Origin of the sequence: Flavobacterium difficile (assembly GCF_011392115.1) — a bacterium.
GTDB lineage: Bacteria > Bacteroidota > Bacteroidia > Flavobacteriales > Flavobacteriaceae > Flavobacterium > Flavobacterium difficile.
Window position 1 is genome coordinate 23,439 of record NZ_JAAJBT010000010.1, and the last position, 21,484, is coordinate 44,922.

The 21,484-nt window shown below is 32.4% G+C and carries 14 protein-coding genes; 5 read left to right on the plus strand and 9 right to left on the minus strand.

The window, feature by feature from the left end; translation table 11 throughout:
• The first annotated feature begins 75 nt into the window (after window positions 1-75).
• The gene (locus G4D72_RS12610) at window positions 76-2,970 is read left to right on the plus strand and encodes an alpha-amylase family glycosyl hydrolase (protein WP_166078087.1); all 2,895 of its coding nucleotides are present in this window, start codon (window positions 76-78) and stop codon (window positions 2,968-2,970) included.
• A 78-nt stretch (window positions 2,971-3,048) separates the two neighbouring features.
• On the opposite strand, the gene G4D72_RS12615 is transcribed toward G4D72_RS12610, so the two are convergent.
• Window positions 3,049-4,590, minus strand: a complete 1,542-nt coding sequence (locus G4D72_RS12615) for a glycine--tRNA ligase (RefSeq protein ID WP_166078089.1) — start codon at window positions 4,588-4,590, stop codon at window positions 3,049-3,051.
• A gap of 46 nt (window positions 4,591-4,636) precedes the next feature.
• Entirely contained in the window at window positions 4,637-5,452 is an 816-nt protein-coding gene (locus G4D72_RS12620; protein ID WP_166078090.1) for a hypothetical protein, read from the minus strand.
• Between the two features lie 40 nt (window positions 5,453-5,492).
• On the opposite strand from G4D72_RS12620, the gene G4D72_RS12625 reads away from it, so the two are divergent.
• Both G4D72_RS12625 and G4D72_RS12630 read left to right on the plus strand, forming a co-directional pair.
• A complete protein-coding gene (locus tag G4D72_RS12625) occupies window positions 5,493-6,197 on the plus strand; it encodes a ComF family protein (RefSeq protein ID WP_235922505.1) in 705 nt (234 codons plus the stop codon).
• A gap of 70 nt (window positions 6,198-6,267) precedes the next feature.
• Window positions 6,268-7,866, plus strand: a complete 1,599-nt coding sequence (locus tag G4D72_RS12630) for an Ig-like domain-containing protein (protein ID WP_166078091.1) — start codon at window positions 6,268-6,270, stop codon at window positions 7,864-7,866.
• Between the two features lie 9 nt (window positions 7,867-7,875).
• On the opposite strand, the gene G4D72_RS12635 is transcribed toward G4D72_RS12630, so the two are convergent.
• From G4D72_RS12635 to G4D72_RS12660, 6 genes are all read right to left on the minus strand, one after another.
• Entirely contained in the window at window positions 7,876-8,640 is a 765-nt protein-coding gene (locus tag G4D72_RS12635) for a nitrilase family protein (RefSeq protein WP_166078092.1), read from the minus strand.
• 66 nt (window positions 8,641-8,706) lie between these two features.
• Window positions 8,707-9,468, minus strand: a complete 762-nt coding sequence (locus tag G4D72_RS12640) for a succinate dehydrogenase/fumarate reductase iron-sulfur subunit (RefSeq protein ID WP_166078093.1) — start codon at window positions 9,466-9,468, stop codon at window positions 8,707-8,709.
• Window positions 9,469-9,553: 85 nt separating this feature from the next.
• Window positions 9,554-11,563, minus strand: a complete 2,010-nt coding sequence (locus G4D72_RS12645; protein WP_166078094.1) for a fumarate reductase/succinate dehydrogenase flavoprotein subunit — start codon at window positions 11,561-11,563, stop codon at window positions 9,554-9,556.
• Between the two features lie 7 nt (window positions 11,564-11,570).
• A complete protein-coding gene (locus G4D72_RS12650) occupies window positions 11,571-12,446 on the minus strand; it encodes a succinate dehydrogenase cytochrome b subunit (protein WP_166078095.1) in 876 nt (291 codons plus the stop codon).
• Between the two features lie 138 nt (window positions 12,447-12,584).
• On the minus strand, window positions 12,585-13,463 hold the full coding sequence (locus G4D72_RS12655; protein WP_166078096.1) for a hypothetical protein: 879 nt from the start codon (window positions 13,461-13,463) through the stop codon (window positions 12,585-12,587).
• On the minus strand, window positions 13,460-16,069 hold the full coding sequence (locus G4D72_RS12660) for a VPS10 domain-containing protein (protein WP_166078097.1): 2,610 nt from the start codon (window positions 16,067-16,069) through the stop codon (window positions 13,460-13,462). The genes G4D72_RS12655 and G4D72_RS12660 overlap by 4 nt, the downstream gene beginning before the upstream one ends.
• A gap of 98 nt (window positions 16,070-16,167) precedes the next feature.
• On the opposite strand from G4D72_RS12660, the gene G4D72_RS12665 reads away from it, so the two are divergent.
• Both G4D72_RS12665 and G4D72_RS12670 read left to right on the plus strand, forming a co-directional pair.
• A complete protein-coding gene (locus G4D72_RS12665) occupies window positions 16,168-17,460 on the plus strand; it encodes an aminopeptidase P family protein (RefSeq protein ID WP_166078098.1) in 1,293 nt (430 codons plus the stop codon).
• Between the two features lie 308 nt (window positions 17,461-17,768).
• On the plus strand, window positions 17,769-18,560 hold the full coding sequence (locus G4D72_RS12670) for an alpha/beta fold hydrolase (RefSeq protein ID WP_394367580.1): 792 nt from the start codon (window positions 17,769-17,771) through the stop codon (window positions 18,558-18,560).
• Between the two features lie 84 nt (window positions 18,561-18,644).
• Here G4D72_RS12670 and G4D72_RS12675 read toward each other — a convergent pair whose 3' ends face one another.
• Entirely contained in the window at window positions 18,645-21,437 is a 2,793-nt protein-coding gene (locus G4D72_RS12675; protein ID WP_166078100.1) for a PD-(D/E)XK nuclease family protein, read from the minus strand.
• Window positions 21,438-21,484 lie beyond the last annotated feature (47 nt).

Consider the following 21,484-nt stretch of genomic DNA (forward strand, 5'->3'; position numbering starts at 1 on the left):
AGGTATAGCTCAATTTTTAATTAATAAACACATGAATTTCCCTTCATAAAATCATAAAAATTAATAAATAAACCTATGAAAAAAATAACCCAAATTGGTATGCTTTTTCTAACAAGTTTCTTGTTTGCTCAACAACAAACAGTAACTTCAAGCATTGCACCAACGGTTTTTGAAGACAATCAGAGTATTACCATAACAATAAATGGATCTTCTGTTAATGAAGCAGCATGGGGTGTTACAGGTAATGCTTTATATATTTGGGCTTGGTCTTTTGATAATAATGATGCAAATATTGCAGATTGTCCAACCAATGGTACCTGGACTAATTCATCCGAAACGAACAGATTTACCTACAATTCCGGACCGGACACTTATACAATGACTTTAACACCAAACGCCTTTTATAACAGATTTACTGGTATAGGTAGAATTGGATTTTTAGTTAAAGCAAAAGACGGAACAGGAGATAAAAAATCTCAAGATATTTTATCAGAAGTTGGTGCTTTCAATTTTAATTTGGTATCACCAGCACAAAACTCTAATATTGTACAAAACTCTGGTGGAAACGTATCCATTTCTGCAAACAACACCAATGGAACTGCAAGTTACATCTTAAAAGCAAATGGTGTAACTCTACCCGCAGCGTCACAAACAACTACAACTTATGCTTTCACTGTAACAAATATTACTACAAATACACAGTTTGAATTATCTGCTACTCAAGGTGCAACTACACTAACTAAAAGATTTAATGTAATTGTTAATCCTACAACCGTACTACAAGCTTTACCTGCAGGATTAGAAATTGGAATTAATTACAATACATCAGATGCTACTAAAGCCACTTTAGTAATTGAAGCTCCTGGTAAAGATTTCATATACGTTGCAGGAAGTTTTAATAATTGGCAACCAAATAGCACTTATGCTATGAAGAAAAATACTACTGGCACAAAATTTTGGTATGAATTAACAGGATTAACACCTGGACAAATTTATACTTATCAATATTGGGTGGTAGACCAAACACCAACTACAAATTCACCGGCATTAGTTAAAACTGCTGACCCATGTTCTACTTTAGTGCTTTCACCATTTGACGATGGAGGAATTCCTGCTGCTTCTTATCCTGGAATGCCGGCATATCCAGTCGGACAAGAACGTGAAGTAACGGTTTTACAAACTGGCCAAACACCTTACAATTGGCAAGTAACTAACTTCACAAAACCTAATAAAGATAAATTGGTTGTATATGAAGTTTTGGTGAGAGATTTTGACGCGAATAGAAATTACCAAGATTTAATAAATAAAATTGATTACTTTAAAAACTTAGGAATTAATGCAATACAATTGATGCCTGTGATGGAATATGAAGGAAATGAAAGTTGGGGATATAATACCTCTTTTCATATGGCATTAGATAAATATTATGGTACTTCAAATAAATTAAAAGAGTTTGTGGATTTATGCCACCAAAACGGAATCGCTGTTATTTTAGACATCGCTTTTAATCATGCATTTGGTAGAAATCCTATGGTTAGAATGTGGATGAATGATACAAGCGGCGGAGTACAAGATGGTTGGGGACCACCAAATACCGACAATCCATATTTTAATACTACTGCACGCCACAGTTATAGTGTTGGGGAAGATTTTAATCATACCAGCGCTTTAACTCGCGAATATGTAAATAAAACAATAAAACATTGGATTACTGAATTTAAAATTGATGGTTTCCGATGGGATTTAACAAAAGGATTTACGCAAAATTGTACTGGAACAAATGAAACATGTACTAATGGGTACCAAGCTGACCGAGTAGATGTATTAAGATTATATGCTGATAACTCTTGGGCTGTAGATCCAAATCACTATGTAATTTTTGAGCATTTAGGATCTGACTTCGAAGAACAACAATGGGCAAATTACCGATTAGGTGAAGGAAAAGGAATTATGATGTGGGGAGAAATGTTCACACAATACAAAGAATTAGCCATGGGTTATTCTAATACTACAGGTAACATTTCTAGAATGAGCCACCTAAGTAGAGGTTTCTCAGGAAAAAGATTACTAGGATATGCTGAAAGTCATGATAAAGACCGCCTAATGTATGAAGCTAAAACGTTTGGAAACAACACTGGAACTAATCCTGTTTTAAACAACGAAGCAAATGCTTTAAAAAGAATGTCGGCTTTAGGTGCGGTTAGTATATTAATTCCTGGTCCAAAAATGATATGGCATTTCCAAGAATTGGCCATGGATGATTCAATTTATTCTTGCGAAAATGGAGTGGTAAATAGCGAAACTGATGCTACACCTGGTGATTGTAAATTAGCAACTAAATTGCAACCACAATGGGCGGAGAATTGGTTAACTACAACTCCAAGAAGTACTGTTTATGCAGATTATTCGAAATTTATTAAACTTAAAAAAGAAGAAACTGTTTTTAATGGTGAATTTGCGATTAGTCCAGAAAGTAACGATAATTTAAAACAACGTATTTATATTTTCGATAATTCTTTGTTACCTACTCAACTTAAAAATGTGGTAATATTAGCGAACTTATATACAAGTTCACAAAACATTACTGCAGATTTTCCTTATGCAGGAAATTGGTATAATTTAATGGATAATTCTATTACTACGGTAAGTGCTACAAACATGCAAATAACAATACCTGCTGGTGAATTTAGAATTTTTGGAAATCAACCTTCAGCTGTTTTATCAAACGAAAGTTTTAATAGCTTGTCTCAATTAGAATTGTATCCAAATCCAACTTCTAATGCTTTCATGCTTTCTGTAGATGCTAAAAAAGTGGAAATATATTCTATAACCGGACAATTAATTAAAACGGAAAACAACAGTGTTGCCAATAAAGAAATATCTATTTCTGACTTATCAAAAGGCATTTACATTGTAAAAATCACCAATGCAGATAATGTATCGGTAAGCAAAAAATTAATTAAAGAGTAATTAATCTAAAATTAGATTTACAAAAACAAAAACGCCAAACTTATGAAGTTTGGCGTTTTTTTATTACATGATTTATGATTACATTTTCATTAACCAGTTTCTTACTGAAACTTCTTGATCAATTATGTTTTTTAAATCGGCAATAGCTACACGTTCTTGTAACATGGTGTCTCTATAACGAATAGTTACTGTTTTGTCTTCTACAGTTTGGTGATCTACTGTGATACAAAATGGTGTTCCTAAGGCATCTTGTCTTCTGTAACGGCGACCTACTGCATCTTTTTCATCATAAGCTACGCTGAAATCCCATTTTAATTCTTCCATAATTTCTTTAGCAATTTCCGGTAAGCCATCTTTTTTCACTAATGGAAAGATTGCTGCTTTAGTTGGTGCTAAAACGGAAGGCAAACGTAAAACGGTTCTTGTTGAGCCATCTTCTAATGTTTCCTCTTGTAATGCTTTTGAAAAAACGGCTAAAAACATTCTGTCTAAACCAACAGAAGTTTCTACAACATAAGGTACATAATTTTTATTTTCTTCAGTATCAAAATATTGTAATTTCTTACCAGAAAATTGTTCGTGAGCTTTTAAATCGAAATCAGTACGCGAGTGAATTCCTTCTAATTCTTTAAATCCGAATGGAAAATTAAATTCGATATCTGCAGCTGCATTCGCATAATGTGCTAATTTTTCGTGGTCGTGGAAACGATAATTTTCTGCACCTAATCCTAAGGAAACATGCCATTTTAATCGGGTTTCTTTCCAGTAATGGTACCATTTCATTTCTTCACCTGGTTTCACGAAAAATTGCATTTCCATTTGTTCAAATTCACGCATACGGAAAATAAATTGTCTGGCTACAATCTCATTTCTGAAGGCTTTTCCGGTTTGAGCAATTCCAAAAGGAATTTTCATTCGACCCGTTTTCTGAACATTTAAAAAGTTAACGAAAATACCTTGAGCGGTTTCTGGACGTAAATACAAATCCATTGCTGTATCTGCAGAAGCGCCTAATTTCGTACCAAACATCAAGTTAAACTGACGAACTTCTGTCCAATTACGAGAACCAGAATCTGGACACGCGATTTCTAATTCTTCAATTAAAAGCTTCACATCGTCTAAATCACCTGTGTCTAAACTTTTAGCCATTCTAGCTAAAATTTCGTTCTTTTTGGAAAGGTATTCTACCACTCTAGGATTAGTGGTAATAAATTCTTGTTCATTAAAAGCCTCACCGAAACGTGCTTTTGCTTTTTCGATTTCTTTCTGAGCTTTGATGTTTAATTTTTCGGCATAATCCTCAATTAATACATCTGCACGATATCTTTTTTTAGAATCTTTATTATCGATTAATGGATCGTTAAACGCATCAACGTGTCCTGAAGCTTTCCAAGTGGTTGGATGCATTAATATTGCGGCATCTAAACCTACAATATTTTCATGCATTTGCACCATGGATTTCCACCAATAATCTCTGATGTTCTTTTTTAGTTCTACACCGTTTTGTGCGTAGTCGTATACTGCACTTAAACCATCGTAAATTTCGCTAGAAGGGAAAATAAATCCGTATTCTTTTGCATGCGAAACTACATTCTTAAATAAGTCTTCTTGTTTTGCCATACTGCAAAAGTAAAAATAGCAACGGAATTACAAAAGGAAATTCTAATTAATTATAATTGAAAATAGTAGAACTAATTTTAGTAGTACCAGAATACAAGTTAATTATATATCGTCCTTTATAAGTTTTATTTTTTTCTAAATCTACATAACTACAAACATCAGTAACTCTTTGTCTGTAATCAAATTTAGCTAATTTGCTATATCTTAAAATAGTGTTGTTTTTTTCATATTCTAAACCTTCTACAGATACAATATCGTTCTTTGGATTAATAACCTGAACAAACAGCTCTTTTTCACCGTTAGCAATTGACTCATTTTTATCAATAGTAAAACAAACTCTAATTTGTTCAATCGCTTTTGCTTTACTTGGTGAGGCGTTTTCATTTAAAAACTTAACACCTTTCACTTGTAAATTGGTTATTTCAAACTTTGAACTTGAGAAAGAAATGGCAGGCACGATTAAGTTTTTTTTCTCTGCAGGTTTTACTAATGATTTAATTTTCTCAATTTCTTGTAACCTTTCCTTTAATATATTGATAGAATCTTTAATATTTTCTATTTGTTGATTTAGGTCGGATAAGTTTTTGAAATCTAAATCTTTCTTAGTGTTTTTGTCAGAATTTACCTTGGTATTGATGGTAGCGAAATTATCCTCATAATTGTTATAAATCATAGATATAGAATCGTACTTTTCTATGATTTCAGACAACTGATTTTGTGTCAACAAACTTTCCTGCCTTAGGTTTTCTTGCAGTTCTTCTGAAGATTTAGTATCTTTATAACTTTTAAAAAGAATTATTAAAAGAAATATAGATAGGGCTAATATGGCTAGTTTATAGGTGTGATTTCTGTTTGAGGACATACTCTATTATTTTTCCTAAATATATGTTAATGTTTATGAGATGGTAAAAATATTCGATGAAATACAAAAAAATCTGTTAAATGTGCTTTTCCCGAATTTCTGTAACGGTTGTGATGCGTTATTACTAAAAAACGAATCTGTAATTTGCACGAAATGCTTACACCAATTACCATTTACACAACATCATCAAATTGAAAGCACTGAAATTGACAAAAAATTTTATGGTTTGCTACCTTATGAATCTGCAGCATCACTACTCTACTTTAACAAAAAAGGCATTACACAAAACTTAATTCACAATTTAAAATATAAAAACAGGCAAGAAGTAGGAACTTTTTTGGGTAATTTGTATTGTAATGAAAATGAAAAAAATACGATTTTAGATAAAATAGATTACATCATCCCTGTTCCCTTACATCAAAAAAGACTACAAGAACGCGGATATAATCAGGTACTAACTTTCTGCAAGGCAATTGAAGAAAACACAAAAATTGAAACTTTAGAAAAAGTATTAATCAAAACTAAAAATTTAAAATCGGTTACAGACAAAACAAAAGAAAATAGGTTGGCACAAAATAAAGATGTTTTTTCAATTCAACATCCTGAAAAAATTGAAGGCAAACATCTTTTACTTATCGATGATGTTTTTACTACTGGAGCAACTATAGAAGCCTGCGCAAGAGAAATTTTAAAGATTAAAGATACTAAAATCAGTATTTTAACTATTGCCTATTCACAATCATAAAATTTATTTAAATATTATGATGCAACTGAATATAATTGTTACTTTGCAATCCTAAAACAGATACCAATTCATGAAAAAATTCGGCTTAATTTTAATAATAATTTCTGTATTTTTTATCAGTTGCGCTAAAAGAGGAACCATCACTGGCGGACCAAAAGACAGTATTGCTCCAGTAATTGTAAAAAGCAATCCGAAAAATTATCAAACAAATTTTGCAGGCAATAAAATAAAAATCGACTTTAGTGAATATATTAAAGTAAAAGACATAAACAAACAGTTGATTATTTCTCCACCAATGGAAAAAAGTCCAACTATTGTTCCACAAGGAAGCGCTAGTAAATTTATTTCAATTACTTTAAATGAAGATTTAAAACCCAATACAACTTACAGTTTCAATTTCGGACAAAGTATTACAGATTATAATGAAGGCATTCCGTATTCGCAATTTAAATATGTGTTTTCTACAGGAACTTTTGTCGATTCATTACAAATTTCTGGAAACATAAAAGATGCTTTCGATGTAAAAACTGATGAATTTGTTACCGTGATGTTGTACGACGCTGCTACTTATAACGACTCTTTAGTATATAAAAAGAAACCCATTTATATTACCAATACTTTAGAAAAAAACACAGCTTTTAAGATTGAAAACATAAAAGAAGGCGAGTATTATTTAGTAGCACTAAAAGACAAAAACAACAATTACAATTATCAATCAAAATCGGAAAAGATTGCTTTCAAAAAAGAAAAAATTAAAATACCGACCGATAGCACGTTTACTTTAAAATTATTTTCTGAAAAAAACGATATTAAAACGTATTCTCCTACATTAGAAAGTAATAATAAATTATTTCTAGGTTATGAAGGAGATGTGAAAAACATTCAAATTTACACTAAGAAAAATAATATAGAAACACCGCTTAGATTTGCGAAATCTGAGAATAGAAAATCGGATACTTTACAAGTTTTTGTTCCAAATGATGCTAAAGATTCTTTGAATGTGATTGTGAAATCTGATAATTACGCAAAAGAATACACTGTTAAATTAAAAAAATTAAAAGTAGCCGACTCTTTAAATATTACTCTTTTTCCTAATAAGAAATTTAATTTTGATGAGAAATTATCACTAGTTGCTACCACACCCGTAAAAAAAATAAATTCAGAAAAAATATTTTTGAGAAAAAAAGACAGTTCTTCGGTTCCTTTTAAAATAACCACTGACGATTTTGAACAATTAATAACCTTCGACTTTAAACAAGAAGAAAACGAAAAATACATCGTTGAACTATTACCTGACGCCATTGAAGACATTTACGACACGCAAAACGATAGCTTAAAATTTGAATTTACTAAAGGGGAATTAAGTGATTTTGGTAACTTGAAATTACGACTAAAGAACATAAAAAAATTCCCATATGTATTACAAATTTTAAACAGTTCTGGCGATATAATTAATGAAAAATACGCTACAAAAGAAACTGAAATTTATTTCGAAGGCATTCAACCTAGCAATTATCAGGTGCGTTTGTTCTATGATGACAACAAAAATAAAATTTGGGATACTGGAAATTTCAAAACTAAAACACAACCCGAAACCATGATATATTTTCCTGCATTAATTGGAGTTCGTGCCAATTGGGATGTAGACCAAGAATTAGAGTTGGATTGATTTTGAAATTTAAACAAAATTAAAAGTATCTTTATCGTTTAGAAAGTTCAATTTATTTCTAGTTTCCAACATTTTGCTTTTGTCTAAATAAGCAATAAAAACACCTTCTTTTTCTGTGGGTTCAATCATATAATTCCCCAACTCGTCAATAAGTTGCGAATGTCCTATATATTCTAAATTGTTGTTATCTGTTCCAATTCGGTTCACACCTATGGCATAAGATAAATTTTCAACCGCTCTTGCTTTTAGTAAAATATCCCAGGCATTTGTTCTGACTTTTGGCCAACTGGCTACATAAATAAGTAGGTCGTAATTTTCTGTATTTCTGGAAAAAACTGGAAATCTTAAATCATAACAAACCTGTAAGCAAATTTTCCAACCCATATAATTTACGATTACTTTTTCCTTTCCAGAAGTGTAAACCTGATCTTCACCTGCTAAAGTAAACAAGTGCTTTTTATCATAATGTTGAGTTGCTCCATTTGGAAAAACAAAAACCATTCTGTTATAATAATTTTCATTTTCTGCAACTACTAAACTACCTGTAATGGCACAGTTTTTAGTTGCTGCTATTTCTTTAAGCCATAATAAAGTTTCACCTTCCATAGTTTCCGCCACTACTTCTGGATGCATGGTAAAGCCCGTAGTAAACATTTCTGGTAGAATAATTAAATCGACATTTTCTATTAGATCATCAATTTTTTCTTCTAAAATTTTTCTGTTTTCAGATGGATTTTCCCAAACAATATCGGTTTGAATAAGTGCTGTTTTCATAATTGTAAATATAAAAAAAACGCATTCAAAAATGAATGCGTTTTTTTAAATTTATGTGAAGTGGTTTTACAACACACTTGCTTTTAAATATTCTCTGTTCATACGAGCAATGTTTTCTAAAGAAATTCCTTTCGGACATTCTACTTCACAAGCACCAGTATTAGTACAGTTTCCGAAACCTTCTTCATCCATTTGGCGTACCATATTTAATACTCTTTCTGTAGCTTCTACTTTACCTTGTGGTAATAATGCATATTGAGATACTTTTGCTCCAACAAATAACATCGCTGAACCATTTTTACAAGTAGCCACACATGCACCACATCCAATACATGCAGCAGCCATAAAAGCTTTATCTGCATCTTCTTTTCTTATTGGTGTAGCATTAGCATCAATAGTACGACCTGAAGTATTTACTGAAACGAAACCACCAGCTTGTTGAATTCTATCGAAAGCACTTCTGTCAACCATTAAATCTTTTACAACAGGAAACGCTTTACTTCTCCATGGCTCAATAAAAATAGTTTCTCCATCTTTAAATTTACGCATGTGTAATTGACAAGTTGTAGTTCCTGTATCCGGACCATGTGCACGACCATTAATATATAATGAACACATTCCACAAATACCTTCACGACAGTCGTGATCAAAAGCAACTGGCTCTTGTTGGTTATTGATTAATTGCTCATTCAATTGGTCTAACATTTCTAAAAAAGAACTGTCTGTAGAAACATTATCTAATTTGTATGTTTCCATTTTACCTTTCGTACTAGCATTTTTTTGACGCCAGATTTTAAGGTTGATATTTATATTTTTTTTAGCACTCATAATTTTATTTTTAAAGTGATAAGTGACAAGTAAGAAGCGATTAGTGTAAATTCTAATTACTATTCACTATAACTAATTACTTATTTTATTTATAGTTTCTAGCTGCAATTTTGATGAACTCATATTTCAATTCTTCTTTATGAAGCACTGATTTACTTGCATCACTTCCATTGTATTCCCAAGCAGCTACATAAGCGAAGTTTTCGTCATCACGAAGTGTTTCTCCTTCAGCATCTTGATATTCTTCACGGAAGTGTCCACCACAAGATTCTTTACGTAATAAAGCATCTTTAGCCATTAATTGTCCCAATTCAATAAAATCAGCTACACGAAGTGCTTTTTCTAATTCTTGATTTAATTCATTAGCCGCACCAGGAACACGAACATCTGCATAGAAATCTTCTCTTAATTGTCCGATTTCTTCAATAGCTTCTGTTAATCCTTTCTCGTTTCTAGCCATTCCTACTTTATTCCACATAATTAAACCTAATTTCTTGTGGAAATAATCTACAGATTTGGTACCTTTATTATTAATCAATTGTTCAATCGATTGACGAACTGCATTTTCAGCTTCCACAAATTCTGGAGTATCTGTTGAAATTTTACCTGTTCTAATTTCGTCCGCTAAATAATTAGAAACCGTGTAAGGCAATACGAAATATCCATCTGCTAAACCTTGCATTAAAGCAGAAGCACCTAAACGGTTAGCTCCGTGATCTGAGAAGTTGGCCTCACCAGCTACGAAACATCCTGGAATAGATGACATTAAGTTGTAGTCTACCCAAACTCCACCCATAGTGTAGTGAACGGCTGGATAAATTTTCATAGGTGTTTCATATGGATTTTCATCTGTAATTTTTTCATACATCGTGAAAAGGTTTCCATATTTAGATTCTACCCATTTTTTACCTAATTCTTGAATTTTAGCATCAGATGGATTATGATCACCTTGTGTGAAGGCTGCTTGTTTTCCTTTTGTAATAATTTCAGAGGCAAAATCTAGATAAACTCCTTCATTAGTGTCATTTGCCTCAATACCATGACCTGCATCACATACATCTTTCGCTGCACGAGAAGCCACATCACGTGGTACTAAGTTTCCAAAAGCTGGGTATTTTCTTTCTAAGAAATAATCTCTATCTTCTTCTGCAATTTGAGTAGGTTTTAATTTTCCTGCTCTAATCGCTTCTGCATCTTCTTTTTTCGCTGGAACCCAAATACGACCTGAATTACGTAATGATTCTGACATTAATGTTAATTTCGCTTGGTTAGTTCCATGAACTGGAATACAAGTTGGGTGAATTTGTACAAAACATGGATTTGCAAAATGCGCTCCTTTTTTGTGTACTTTCCATGAAGCAGTTACGTTACTTCCCATCGCATTAGTAGATAAGAAATATACATTTCCATATCCTCCAGATGCTATAATAACGGCATGAGCTGAATGACGTTCTAACTCTCCTGTAATTAAATTACGAGCAATAATACCACGCGCTTTTCCATCAACTTTTACAATATCTAGCATTTCGTGACGGTTGTACATTTTTACATTTCCTAAACCAATTTGTCTAGATAAGGCAGAATAAGCACCTAATAATAATTGTTGACCAGTTTGTCCAGCAGCGTAAAAAGTACGTTGTACTTGCGTTCCACCAAACGAACGGTTATCTAATAATCCACCATAATCTCTAGCAAAAGGAACACCTTGAGCCACACATTGGTCGATAATATTAGAAGACACTTCAGCTAAACGGTGAACGTTAGCTTCACGTGCACGGTAATCTCCACCTTTTATGGTATCGTAAAATAATCTATACGTACTGTCACCATCATTCTGATAGTTTTTAGCCGCATTTATCCCACCTTGAGCTGCAATTGAGTGTGCTCTACGTGGTGAATCTTGAAAACAAAATGCTTTTACGTTGTAACCCATTTCTCCAAGAGAAGCAGCTGCCGAAGCACCAGCTAAACCTGTTCCTACAACGATTACATCGATTTTTGGTCTATTATTTGGAGCAACTAATTTAAGATTATTCTTATGGTTGGTCCATTTTTCTGAAATATGACCTTGAGGAATTTTAGAATCTAATGCCATATGTTTTTTATTTTGAAATAAAGTGAATGTAAATTGGAATAATAGCAAACAGTATAGGAACTATAACAGAAAATGCTTTTCCGAAAACTTTAATAGCTGGTGTAAACTTACCATTAATCCCTAAAGATTGAAAGGCACTTTGAAAACCATGCCATAAATGGAACCCTAAAAACGCCATAGACAATACATAAAACAAAGTAAATACTAACCCTTCATTTGGGATAACATTAAATAACTTTGCTTTACTTTTGAAAAACTCATAAGTTACCTTATGTAAATCTTTATACCCTTCTGCGAACTCAACTTTAATTGGTTTGGTGATATAAATTTTATTGCCTACTTGCACTAAATTTTTACCATCCAATTGTTCTTTTGGCATAAATTTACTCTGACCATAATCGGCTGTAATGATAAATTCTTGCTTACCACCCATACCGTTATCCACAGAAATAGTTTGTAATGGAATTTGATCTGTAAATTTCATTTTATACCAAAAATTTACCATGTGAGTAGCGATAAAAATTAAAACTACTGTTCCTAAAACCGCCATGTTTCTTGAAGAAAAACTACTGTTTTTTGATGGATTACTCATCGCATAAGCAACCGGACGAGCTTTTTTGTTTTGAATTGCTAAATAAATCCCATCAACAGCATGGAAAATAATTGAAATGTAAGTTAAGTAAGAAAGTAATTTTACTGCTGGATTAGTCGTCATAAACAAAGCATACTTGTTAAATTGTAAAGCGGCTTCTGTGTTGTTGCCCATTAACAATTGTAAGTTACCTAATAAATGCCCAACTAAAAACAAACATAAGAACAATCCAGTAAGTGCCATCCAATATTTTTTTGCAATTGATGACTTTAAAAATGCTGATTTTGCCATAATTATAGTTAAAGTTAATTAGAGTTTGAATAATGATAGCAAAAATAAAGGTTATAAGTAACACTTACAACCTTTGAAAGATAATTTATAATGATTTTAAATGAGTTTAACTTTTGTTGAATATCAGCGGTTTATGTATTAATTTATAACCCTAAAACTTGGAATCAAACCTCTTAAACCCATATCAACAACATTTTCACCTGCTGCTGGCTCGAATTTTCCGTCAACATTAACTTCATGCCACTCAAAACTGTTGTTAATTGACAAGGATAACTGCACTTCAACATTCTTTGTTTCATTTCCCGTAACAACAAAATTATTGGCGAATTTTCCAGTAACTAAACACGAACCAGAAGGAATTGGAGAGGTTGCAGCAATTGGGTTTGGAACGGTTGTTACACCTGTGGATTGACCTGATGTTGTATACCCAACAGAAGGAATCGCAAATGCCCAATATCCTTGTAATTTATCATCGTTTACTACAAACGGATTTCCACTTACAGTATGGGTAGTGATGTAATTGTTATATCCTACAAAACTAGCTATTGTTCCTACGTAATCTGTTCCACTTGCTCTAACATTGATGTTATAATTTTGGTAGGATAAAGAAACTCTTACATATTCATAACTTCCTTGAGGAAGATTTTTTAAAGGAATGGATAAAAACGCTTCACCTTCACCCACAACAATAGCCTGACTGAAATCAATCGCATTCGCACCACCTAAAGTTGTTGAGGGTCCAGAATATAAAACTGCACCTTGTCCAACTTGCGTTAAGGCATTTGGGGTGAACTCTAAATAATGAGCACTAATACTGTTAAACATTGGCGATTGAGCCGCATTTCCAGCTGAAACTGTAGAAGGTTGTCCTAAATTATTTAATCTGATTTGAGTAGGATCGAACTTGAATTTTATAATTAATTGTGGCTCTTCTACTACAATTTGAGTATCATCTTCATCAGTACATGAAAAATTTAAGATTGAAAACGCTACTAATGCAAAAAGTTTTATTCTCATTTTCTCTCTTTTATTAGTAAAGTTTGGGTTTCTTTTTTCCCATTAGCCTCTAGCTCAACGGTATATTTTCCTACAGGTAAATAATACATTGAATTGGCAGCAAGATTGATTTTTACTTTCGAATCTTTCTTTTCAATTGCTGTTTTTGTTTTTTCATCGATACTTAAATCGTAATCGATTTTTTGCATTCCTTTTTCTGCTTTAATTTGACGATTTAATACCACAACACCATCGCTATTTTTTATCGTAATCGCCACATTAGAAACCTCTTTTAAATAATACCAAAGTTCTATATTCGGCACACTTTCACTACCCCAATTGTAATTTTTACTTCCCCAATTTTTAGAATAAAAAAGCTCATCAATTTTGAATAATGCTATTCCTTTCGTATTTACCGTTTCATTGATTTGTTGAATATTCGCAACATTTACTTTATATAATGAACGACCGTGGGTTCCAACAATTAAATCTCTTTCTCTGTTTTGAATTACTAAATCATGAACCGCAACATTCGGAATTTCTGTTGAAAAATCTTGCCAAGTAGTACCTCTATCAATAGAAATAAACAAACCATTATCGGTTCCTAAATATAATATATTTTCGTTTTCAGTATCTTCTAAAATTACATTCGCAGCATTCTGATTGAAATTTTCTGTTAACGCTTTCCAAGTTGTACCTAAATCTTCAGACACATAAACATAAGTTGTGAAATTATCATTTCTATAACCGTTTAATGTGATATAAATTCTGTCTTTTTTAAAGTTCGAAAATCGCACACGGGACACCCATAATCCTTGTGGTAATGCAGCAGAAATTTTCGTCCAAGTTGTACCACTAGTATTCGTAACATGAATATTCCCATCATCCGTTCCAACTACCAATTGTCCGAATTTGAATTTACTTTCAGCTATAGAAGTTATGGTTCCGAAAGGCACATTACCTTCTACTTTTCCATTTGTTAAATCATCTGAAATTTTCTCCCAATCTTTTCCTTGATTCATAGAACGAAACACATATTGACCCCCAAAATAAATGATGTCTTGATTATGAGAAGATAATAAAATAGGTGTTTGCCAATTGAAACGATAAGGTGCTTCTTTTTTATCTGCTCTTGGTGTTATGTAAGTTCTTTTTCCCGATTTTCTATCAATTTTTGTGTAATTACCAAATTGAGAACCGGCATAAACTAAATCATTTGTTCTTGTATCTATTTGAACTTGCATCCCATCGCCACCGCTTAAAAATTCGTATGGATATTTTCCATCTTGTAACCAATCTACATTATGCACGTAATTATTTGGACCAGCCCAAACCCCATTATCTTGTAAGCCACCGTATACTTCATAATTTTCTTTATTATCTACATTAATGGCGTAAAATTGACCTACCGCTTGGTTGTTACATTTTATCCAGTGTTTGCCATTATCGAACGTAATGTTTACACCACCATCATTTCCATTAATAACGTGGTTTGGATTTTTAGGATTGACCCAACATACGTGATGATCAGCGTGAACGTTATCTTTACTGATAACATTAAATGATTTTCCTCCATCATTTGAAAAAAGCAAGGGAACTGCTGAAATATATAAGCTGTTTTCATTCGATTCGTCAACTGTGATATCAGCAAAATAATACCCATAAGAGTAAAAAGCGTCATCGATGAATTTAGTATGAGTTTTTTTCCATGTTTTTCCTGCATCAATCGTTTTATAGATTTCAGCGCCAATCACTTCAGTCTCAAATAAATTTGTATTCGCATCTGATGATTTGGCACTTTTTGCATTTGGTCGCATGTTCTGATTGTCTACAATCGCGTAAGCAATGTTTTCGTTAAACGAGGATAACCCAATTCTTCCAATTCCACTATTTACTGGAAATCCTGAATTGCTGTCAATTTTGGTCCAAGTTGTTCCTGCATCTTCACTTTTATAAATCCCCGAACCTATCCCATTGCCTTTAAAATCATAAGCTTTTCGTTCGCGTTCCCAAGCCGCAGCAAACATAATTTTCGGATTATTTGGCGCAAAACTCAAATCGATGATACCTGTTTCGTTATTAATGTATAAGGTTTTTGACCATGTTTTTCCACCATTTGTAGTTTTAAATACACCACGTTCTTCATTTTTCGAATACAAATGACCTAAAACGCCAACCACAATTTCATCATTATTATTTGGGTTAACCCATATTTTAGAGATATGATGACTATCTGGCAAGCCAATATTTGTCCAAGTTTTTCCTTTGTCTGTTGATTTTAAAACGCCAATTCCAGCATAAGAAGAACGAGAAGAATTCACTTCACCGGTTCCAACCAAAATTAAACCTGATTTCCAATCGACCGCAACGCAACCTATATTTTGAGTGGGAGCAGCATCCATAACCGACTCAAAACTTGTCCCGTTATTGTTAGTATACCATAAACCACCAGTTGCATAAGCTGTATAAAATTCTGTTGGATTATTTTCGTTTACAGCTAAATCAACCACCCGACCACTCATAATTGTGGGTCCGATATTTTGAAATGTTACAGCTTGAAATGTATTATCTTGTGAAAAAGAAATAACAGAACTCAAAAGAGAAACTAAATAGACGATTTTTTTCATTTTTATAAATTGGTTTGTTCAAAATTAAAAGAAAATTTTGATATGTATTCGTTTGAAAGTTATTATTTTTGAATTCTGTTATTTAAAAATCAATTCTAATGAAATACTTACCAATTAAGAGCGAACTTTTTATTAAAAATCGTAAAAACTTTATGGCGAAAATGAAGCCAAACGGAGTAGCGGTTTTTAATTCGAATGATATTTACCCCGTTTCAGCAGATAGTACTTTACCCTTTGCACAACACAGAGATATTTTCTATTTATCTGGTGTTGATCAAGAAGAAAGTATATTATTATTGTTTCCGGATGCACCTTACGAGCATTTGAAAGAAATTTTATTTTTAAAAGAAACGAATGAGCACATTGCCATTTGGGAAGGTGAAAAATTAACAAAAGAACGCGCTTTTGAAGTAGCTGGAATCAAATCCGTATATTGGTTACAAGATTTTCATAAAGTATTGAAAGAGGTTATGATGTACGCCGACACGATGTACATAAACACCAACGAACATTACAGAGCAGCAGTTGAAACAGAAACTCGTGAAGACCGTTTTATCAAATGGTGGAAAAACGAATATCCAGCACATAAAGTCGAAAAATCGAATCCAATTTTACAACGTTTACGCTCCGTGAAAGATCAAATTGAGTTAGATTTAATTCAAAATGCCTGTAATATAACAGAAAAAGGGGTTCGTAGGTTATTAAAGTTCGTGAAACCTGGCGTGACAGAATATGAAATAGAAGCCGAATTAGCACACGAATTTTTACGCAACCGTTCTAAAGGTTTTGCTTACACTCCTATTATTGCATCTGGAAATAATGCTAATGTTTTACATTATATAGAAAACAACCAAGCTTGTAATGCTGGTGATTTAATTTTGTTAGATGTTGGAGCAGAATATGCCAATTATTCATCAGATTTAACTCGTATGATTCCAGTATCAGGACGTTTCACTGACAGACAAAAAGCGGTTTATAATGCCGTTTTGAATGTGAAAAACGAAGCGACAAAAATGTTAGTTCCAGGAACCTTATGGAAACAATATCATGTAGAAGTTGGTAAAATTATGACTTCAGAATTATTAGGTTTAGGCTTAATCGACAAAGCAGATGTTCAGAATGAAAATCCGGAATGGCCAGCTTATAAAAAATATTTCATGCACGGAACGTCGCACCATTTAGGTTTAGATACGCACGATTACGGTTTATTACACGAACCAATGCAAGCCAACATGGTTTTCACTGTAGAACCAGGCATTTACATTCCAGCGGAAGGTTTTGGAATCCGTTTAGAAGACGATGTAGTGATTCAACCTACTGGAGCACCTTTCAACTTAATGAAAAACATTCCAATTGAAGCAGATGAAATTGAATCGATAATGAATTCTTAAATTTAGTTTAAGAGTTTAAAAGGTTATAAGTTTAAAAGGCGGTTTGCGAAAGTGAGCCGTTTTTTTTTTGAACGCAGATTGGAGAAATTTTATTAATTATTAAAATTTCTTAAATCAGTGTGTTTAAAAACTAAAGTGTTAGGATTTTTTTACAATTTTACTGGAAAATTTTTTTTGTTGAAAGCGGCTTTGTGATTACATTGGAATGAAAAAACGAATCGTAAAAACTTAGCGAACTTAGCGAAAATCTTTGTGTGCTTTGCGGTTAAATCATACTTTTGCAAATAAGTTTCAACAACGAACAACGAATTTTGAACAATTACAAACATACCCATTACAAAAACACTAAAATTGCTTATTCCGATGCTGGAAAAGGCAACACGGTAGTTTTGTTACATGGTTTTTTGGAAAACAGTACGATGTGGAACTATTTAGCACCCGTTTTGGCTCAAAAAAATCGTGTAATTTGTATAGATTTGTTGGGTCATGGACAAACCGATTGTTTGGGTTATGTGCACACGATGGACGATATGGCTGATGCGGTTCATCAAGTTTTATCGGAATTAAAAATCAGAAAAGCGGTTTTTGTTGGACATTCGATGGGTGGTTATGTCGCGTTGGCTTTTGCGGAATTGTATCCAGAATTCATGAAAGGTTTGGTGTTGTTAAATTCGACTTCTCGTGCCGATAGCGAGGAACGAATTGCAAATAGAACTCGTGCGATAAAAGCGGTAAAACAAAATTATGTGGCGGCTGTTCGAATGAGTATTGCTAATTTATTTTCAGAAGAAAACCGAGAAAAATTAACCCCACAAATTGAATGGGTTCGTGAAGAAGCATTAAAAACGCCTTTACAAGGAATTATTGCCGCACAAGAAGGCATGAAATTGCGAAAAGACCGTGAAGTGTTGTTGCATTTCGCACCGTATCCTATCCTGCTAATCTTAGGAAAAAAAGATCCCGTTTTAAATTATGACGAAAATGTAGCACAAATTGAAGGTACTAATGTTGAACTAGTGACTTTCAATGACGGACATATGAGTCACCTTGAAAATCAAGCCGAATTGGAGAAGGTTTTGGTTGGTTTTTTAAAAGGTTAACCGCAAGGAGCGCAAAAAAATTACACTTTAACTTTAAAAAAACTTTGCGAACTTCGCGATTCACTTTGCGTCTTTGCGGTAAAGTTAAATTACTTCTTTAAATGAAATCTCAGGGTTTAAAATTTCTTGCACTAAAACGACCAATTCTTCAGTAAAACTATTCAAAAATTCTGACGTAATAAGTGTTTCATTTATCGCGTTTTTGCCGTTCCCAATTTTAAACGTAAAAGGTAAAAATCCGCTTTTCATGTTTTTAAACGAAAAAATCCCCACTTCTACACTATAATTTCCTTTCGATTCCTCTTTGTCAAACATCAAAGCATAACACAACAATTGTATGATTTTATCGTGAGCCAAATCTAGCGTTAAGCCTTCAAAAGTGTTGATTTTTAATTTGTTCGCCTCTACTTTTCCCGTTTTATAATCGATGATTCGAATGATGTTATTTCTCAATTCAATTCGATCTACTTTTCCAGCAATTTTAATTGGAAATGGTAAATTTTGATGTGAAATTTCTGTAGAATGTTCTTTTTCTAGAGACAAAATAAAGAGCTCATCACCGTTTTCAATACTTAGTTTTTCTTGAACTAAGAAATTATAAATATTACGTTTTGCCACTTCGAAAGCGATAAGGTTTTTCCCTTTTTTAATTTCTCCTTCTTTGTAAACTTCTACAAATTTATGTAGTGTAAACGTTTCAATATTCTGAATCATCACCTCTATATCAGATGTTTTTACTTGAATATTTGTGGCTTCAAAAGGTTGATACATTTGTTCCAACACTTCGTGAATGATCGTACCTAAAGTATTTGCCGCTACGTTTTCCTCTACCTCTTCATTTTCACGAACTCCTAAAATACGTTGGTAATAAAACTGAATAGGATTTCGCAAATAATTCGTCAATGCGGAAGGTGAAAATCCTTTAATTGTAGCAATTTCTTTTAGTCTGTCTAAAATTGGTTGAGTTTTTACAATCTCAATCGGTTGATAAATGGTATCTGGTTTTATAGCGTTATAAAACGTTTTTTTAAAATGATGATTTGGTAAATGTTCAATTTCTAGTTGTGTAATGAAACGGCTTTTTTCACCAGCGTCAATTCCTTCCGAATGCGTGTTGTACAGCAAGTAAATATTTTTGGCTCGTTGTAACAAACGGTAAAAGTGATAGGTAAAAATGGCATCGCGCTCTTTATATGTAGGCAAACCTTTTTCTAATTTCACATCGTGAGGTATGAAAGAAGAATTTGATTTTCCGCCAGGTAATTTTCCTTCGTTTAGTGACGTAATGATTACATTTTCGAAATCTAAGACACGACTTTCCAAAATTCCCATTATTTGCAAACCTTGTAAGGGTTCGCCTTCAAAAGAAACTTGCGCTTGATCAATTACTTGTTTATAAATAGAAAATAGAACTTCTAAGTTTTCAATATTTTGATACGATTCGTAATAGTTAGTGATTTTTATAATTATGTTATAAATGGAAAAAACAAAGGCTTTCGTAACTTTATCCTGCTCGTTTTGATTACTTAAATGTTCTTTTATATAAATTAGAATTGCTTTTAATTTCTCTAAAACTTCTGCTACTGAAACGTTCCAATCAAAAAACAAAAGTGTAACTAATTTGTTTTCTTGTAAATTATATTTTGAAAATAAATCGGCTAATCGGTTACTTGTAATGAAAGTTAAATTAGAATTCTTTATGATTTTAACTACATCATTTGCATTGACACTTGAAACCACTAAAGGATTGTTTAAAATTTCAAGTACTTCTTTGTAATAGAAAACAATTTGCTTTTGATTTCTATTTTGTGCATTCAAGTGCAAATTAAAAAGTTTGTAAACCAATATTTGTGCAGGATTATTCTTGCTTGGATAACCCATTGTGATGTTTAAATTTTCTACCTCAACAGGTAAAGAATTCAGTAATGGAATTAAGATGTTTTCTTCACTTAACACTACAGCAGTGTTCTGCAAAGAAGGATTTTCTAATGCAATTTTTTCAATAATTTTACCCGCAATCTTAGCTTGTCCGATTGATTTTGGCGTTCCAATAACTTCAATGTTTTTTTCTTTGGAAAACTCGGTCATTACCCAATTAAAAGGGTGCGATTCAAAATGTTTCCACGAATTTTTTATTCTTCGTAAAAACAAACCCGCATCGTGAAATTCATCTCGTAAAAATACGGCATCAATATCCCAAAAAACAGACGCTTTTTTAGTTTCTAATAAATATTTAATGATGGTTTCTTCTGCATTATTTAACGCATTGAAACCCGCAAAAACGAAAGTTTTATTTTCAATTTTTTTTGTAAAATCAATGATATTTTCAGCTGATTTTCGATAAAGTAATCCTTGATAACCAACTTTTTTATTCAGAAGATGTTGCGTGAATTTTTCGTAATATTCGGGTAATAATTTCCAAAACTCTAAATGATTTTCTACTAGCTTAGTTTGATTATTTAAATTTGGAGTCCAATGTTTGATACGTTCAATATCTAACAAATAAGAGAACAGTTCATTTTGATTGACTAAATACCTATCAATTTCATTAAAATCTTGAATTAAAGTAACTGCCCAACTTGAAAATTTTTCAAAATCTTGTTGTTTATTTTTTTCAGTTAATTCTAAATAAACAATATAAAACTCAAATAAAAGTTCGATAGGATCTAGCGCTCTAAGTTGTGCAATATCTTCAATTAGAGTTTCAATGCTAATTATCTGAGGTGCTAAAAAGGTTGCTGATGCTTGTTTTTTTAATTCTTCAATTAAAAAGAGTTTAGCTCTTTTATTAGGCAAAACGATGTTTGTTCCAAATAAAGATGCCGAATTATTACTTAATAATTCTGTTGCCAGTTTAGATAAGAAAGATGTATCCATGGCAATAAAGATAAAAAAAAGGCCTCAATAAATTGAGACCTTTTTTT

Bases quoted from the DNA above. Each gene is read 5' to 3' on its own strand.
- G4D72_RS12640 (WP_166078093.1), bottom strand. From the start codon at position 9,468: ATGAGTGCTAAAAAAAATATAAATATCAACCTTAAAATCTGGCGTCAA.
- G4D72_RS12645 (WP_166078094.1), bottom strand. From the start codon at position 11,563: ATGGCATTAGATTCTAAAATTCCTCAAGGTCATATTTCAGAAAAATGG.
- G4D72_RS12650 (WP_166078095.1), bottom strand. From the start codon at position 12,446: ATGGCAAAATCAGCATTTTTAAAGTCATCAATTGCAAAAAAATATTGG.
- G4D72_RS12615 (WP_166078089.1), bottom strand. From the start codon at position 4,590: ATGGCAAAACAAGAAGACTTATTTAAGAATGTAGTTTCGCATGCAAAA.
- G4D72_RS12675 (WP_166078100.1), bottom strand. From the start codon at position 21,437: ATGGATACATCTTTCTTATCTAAACTGGCAACAGAATTATTAAGTAAT.
- G4D72_RS12625 (WP_235922505.1), top strand. From the start codon at position 5,493: ATGGTAAAAATATTCGATGAAATACAAAAAAATCTGTTAAATGTGCTT.
- G4D72_RS12635 (WP_166078092.1), bottom strand. From the start codon at position 8,640: ATGAAAACAGCACTTATTCAAACCGATATTGTTTGGGAAAATCCATCT.
- G4D72_RS12620 (WP_166078090.1), bottom strand. From the start codon at position 5,452: ATGTCCTCAAACAGAAATCACACCTATAAACTAGCCATATTAGCCCTA.
- G4D72_RS12655 (WP_166078096.1), bottom strand. From the start codon at position 13,463: ATGAGAATAAAACTTTTTGCATTAGTAGCGTTTTCAATCTTAAATTTT.
- G4D72_RS12665 (WP_166078098.1), top strand. From the start codon at position 16,168: ATGAAATACTTACCAATTAAGAGCGAACTTTTTATTAAAAATCGTAAA.
- G4D72_RS12610 (WP_166078087.1), top strand. From the start codon at position 76: ATGAAAAAAATAACCCAAATTGGTATGCTTTTTCTAACAAGTTTCTTG.
- G4D72_RS12630 (WP_166078091.1), top strand. From the start codon at position 6,268: ATGAAAAAATTCGGCTTAATTTTAATAATAATTTCTGTATTTTTTATC.
- G4D72_RS12660 (WP_166078097.1), bottom strand. From the start codon at position 16,069: ATGAAAAAAATCGTCTATTTAGTTTCTCTTTTGAGTTCTGTTATTTCT.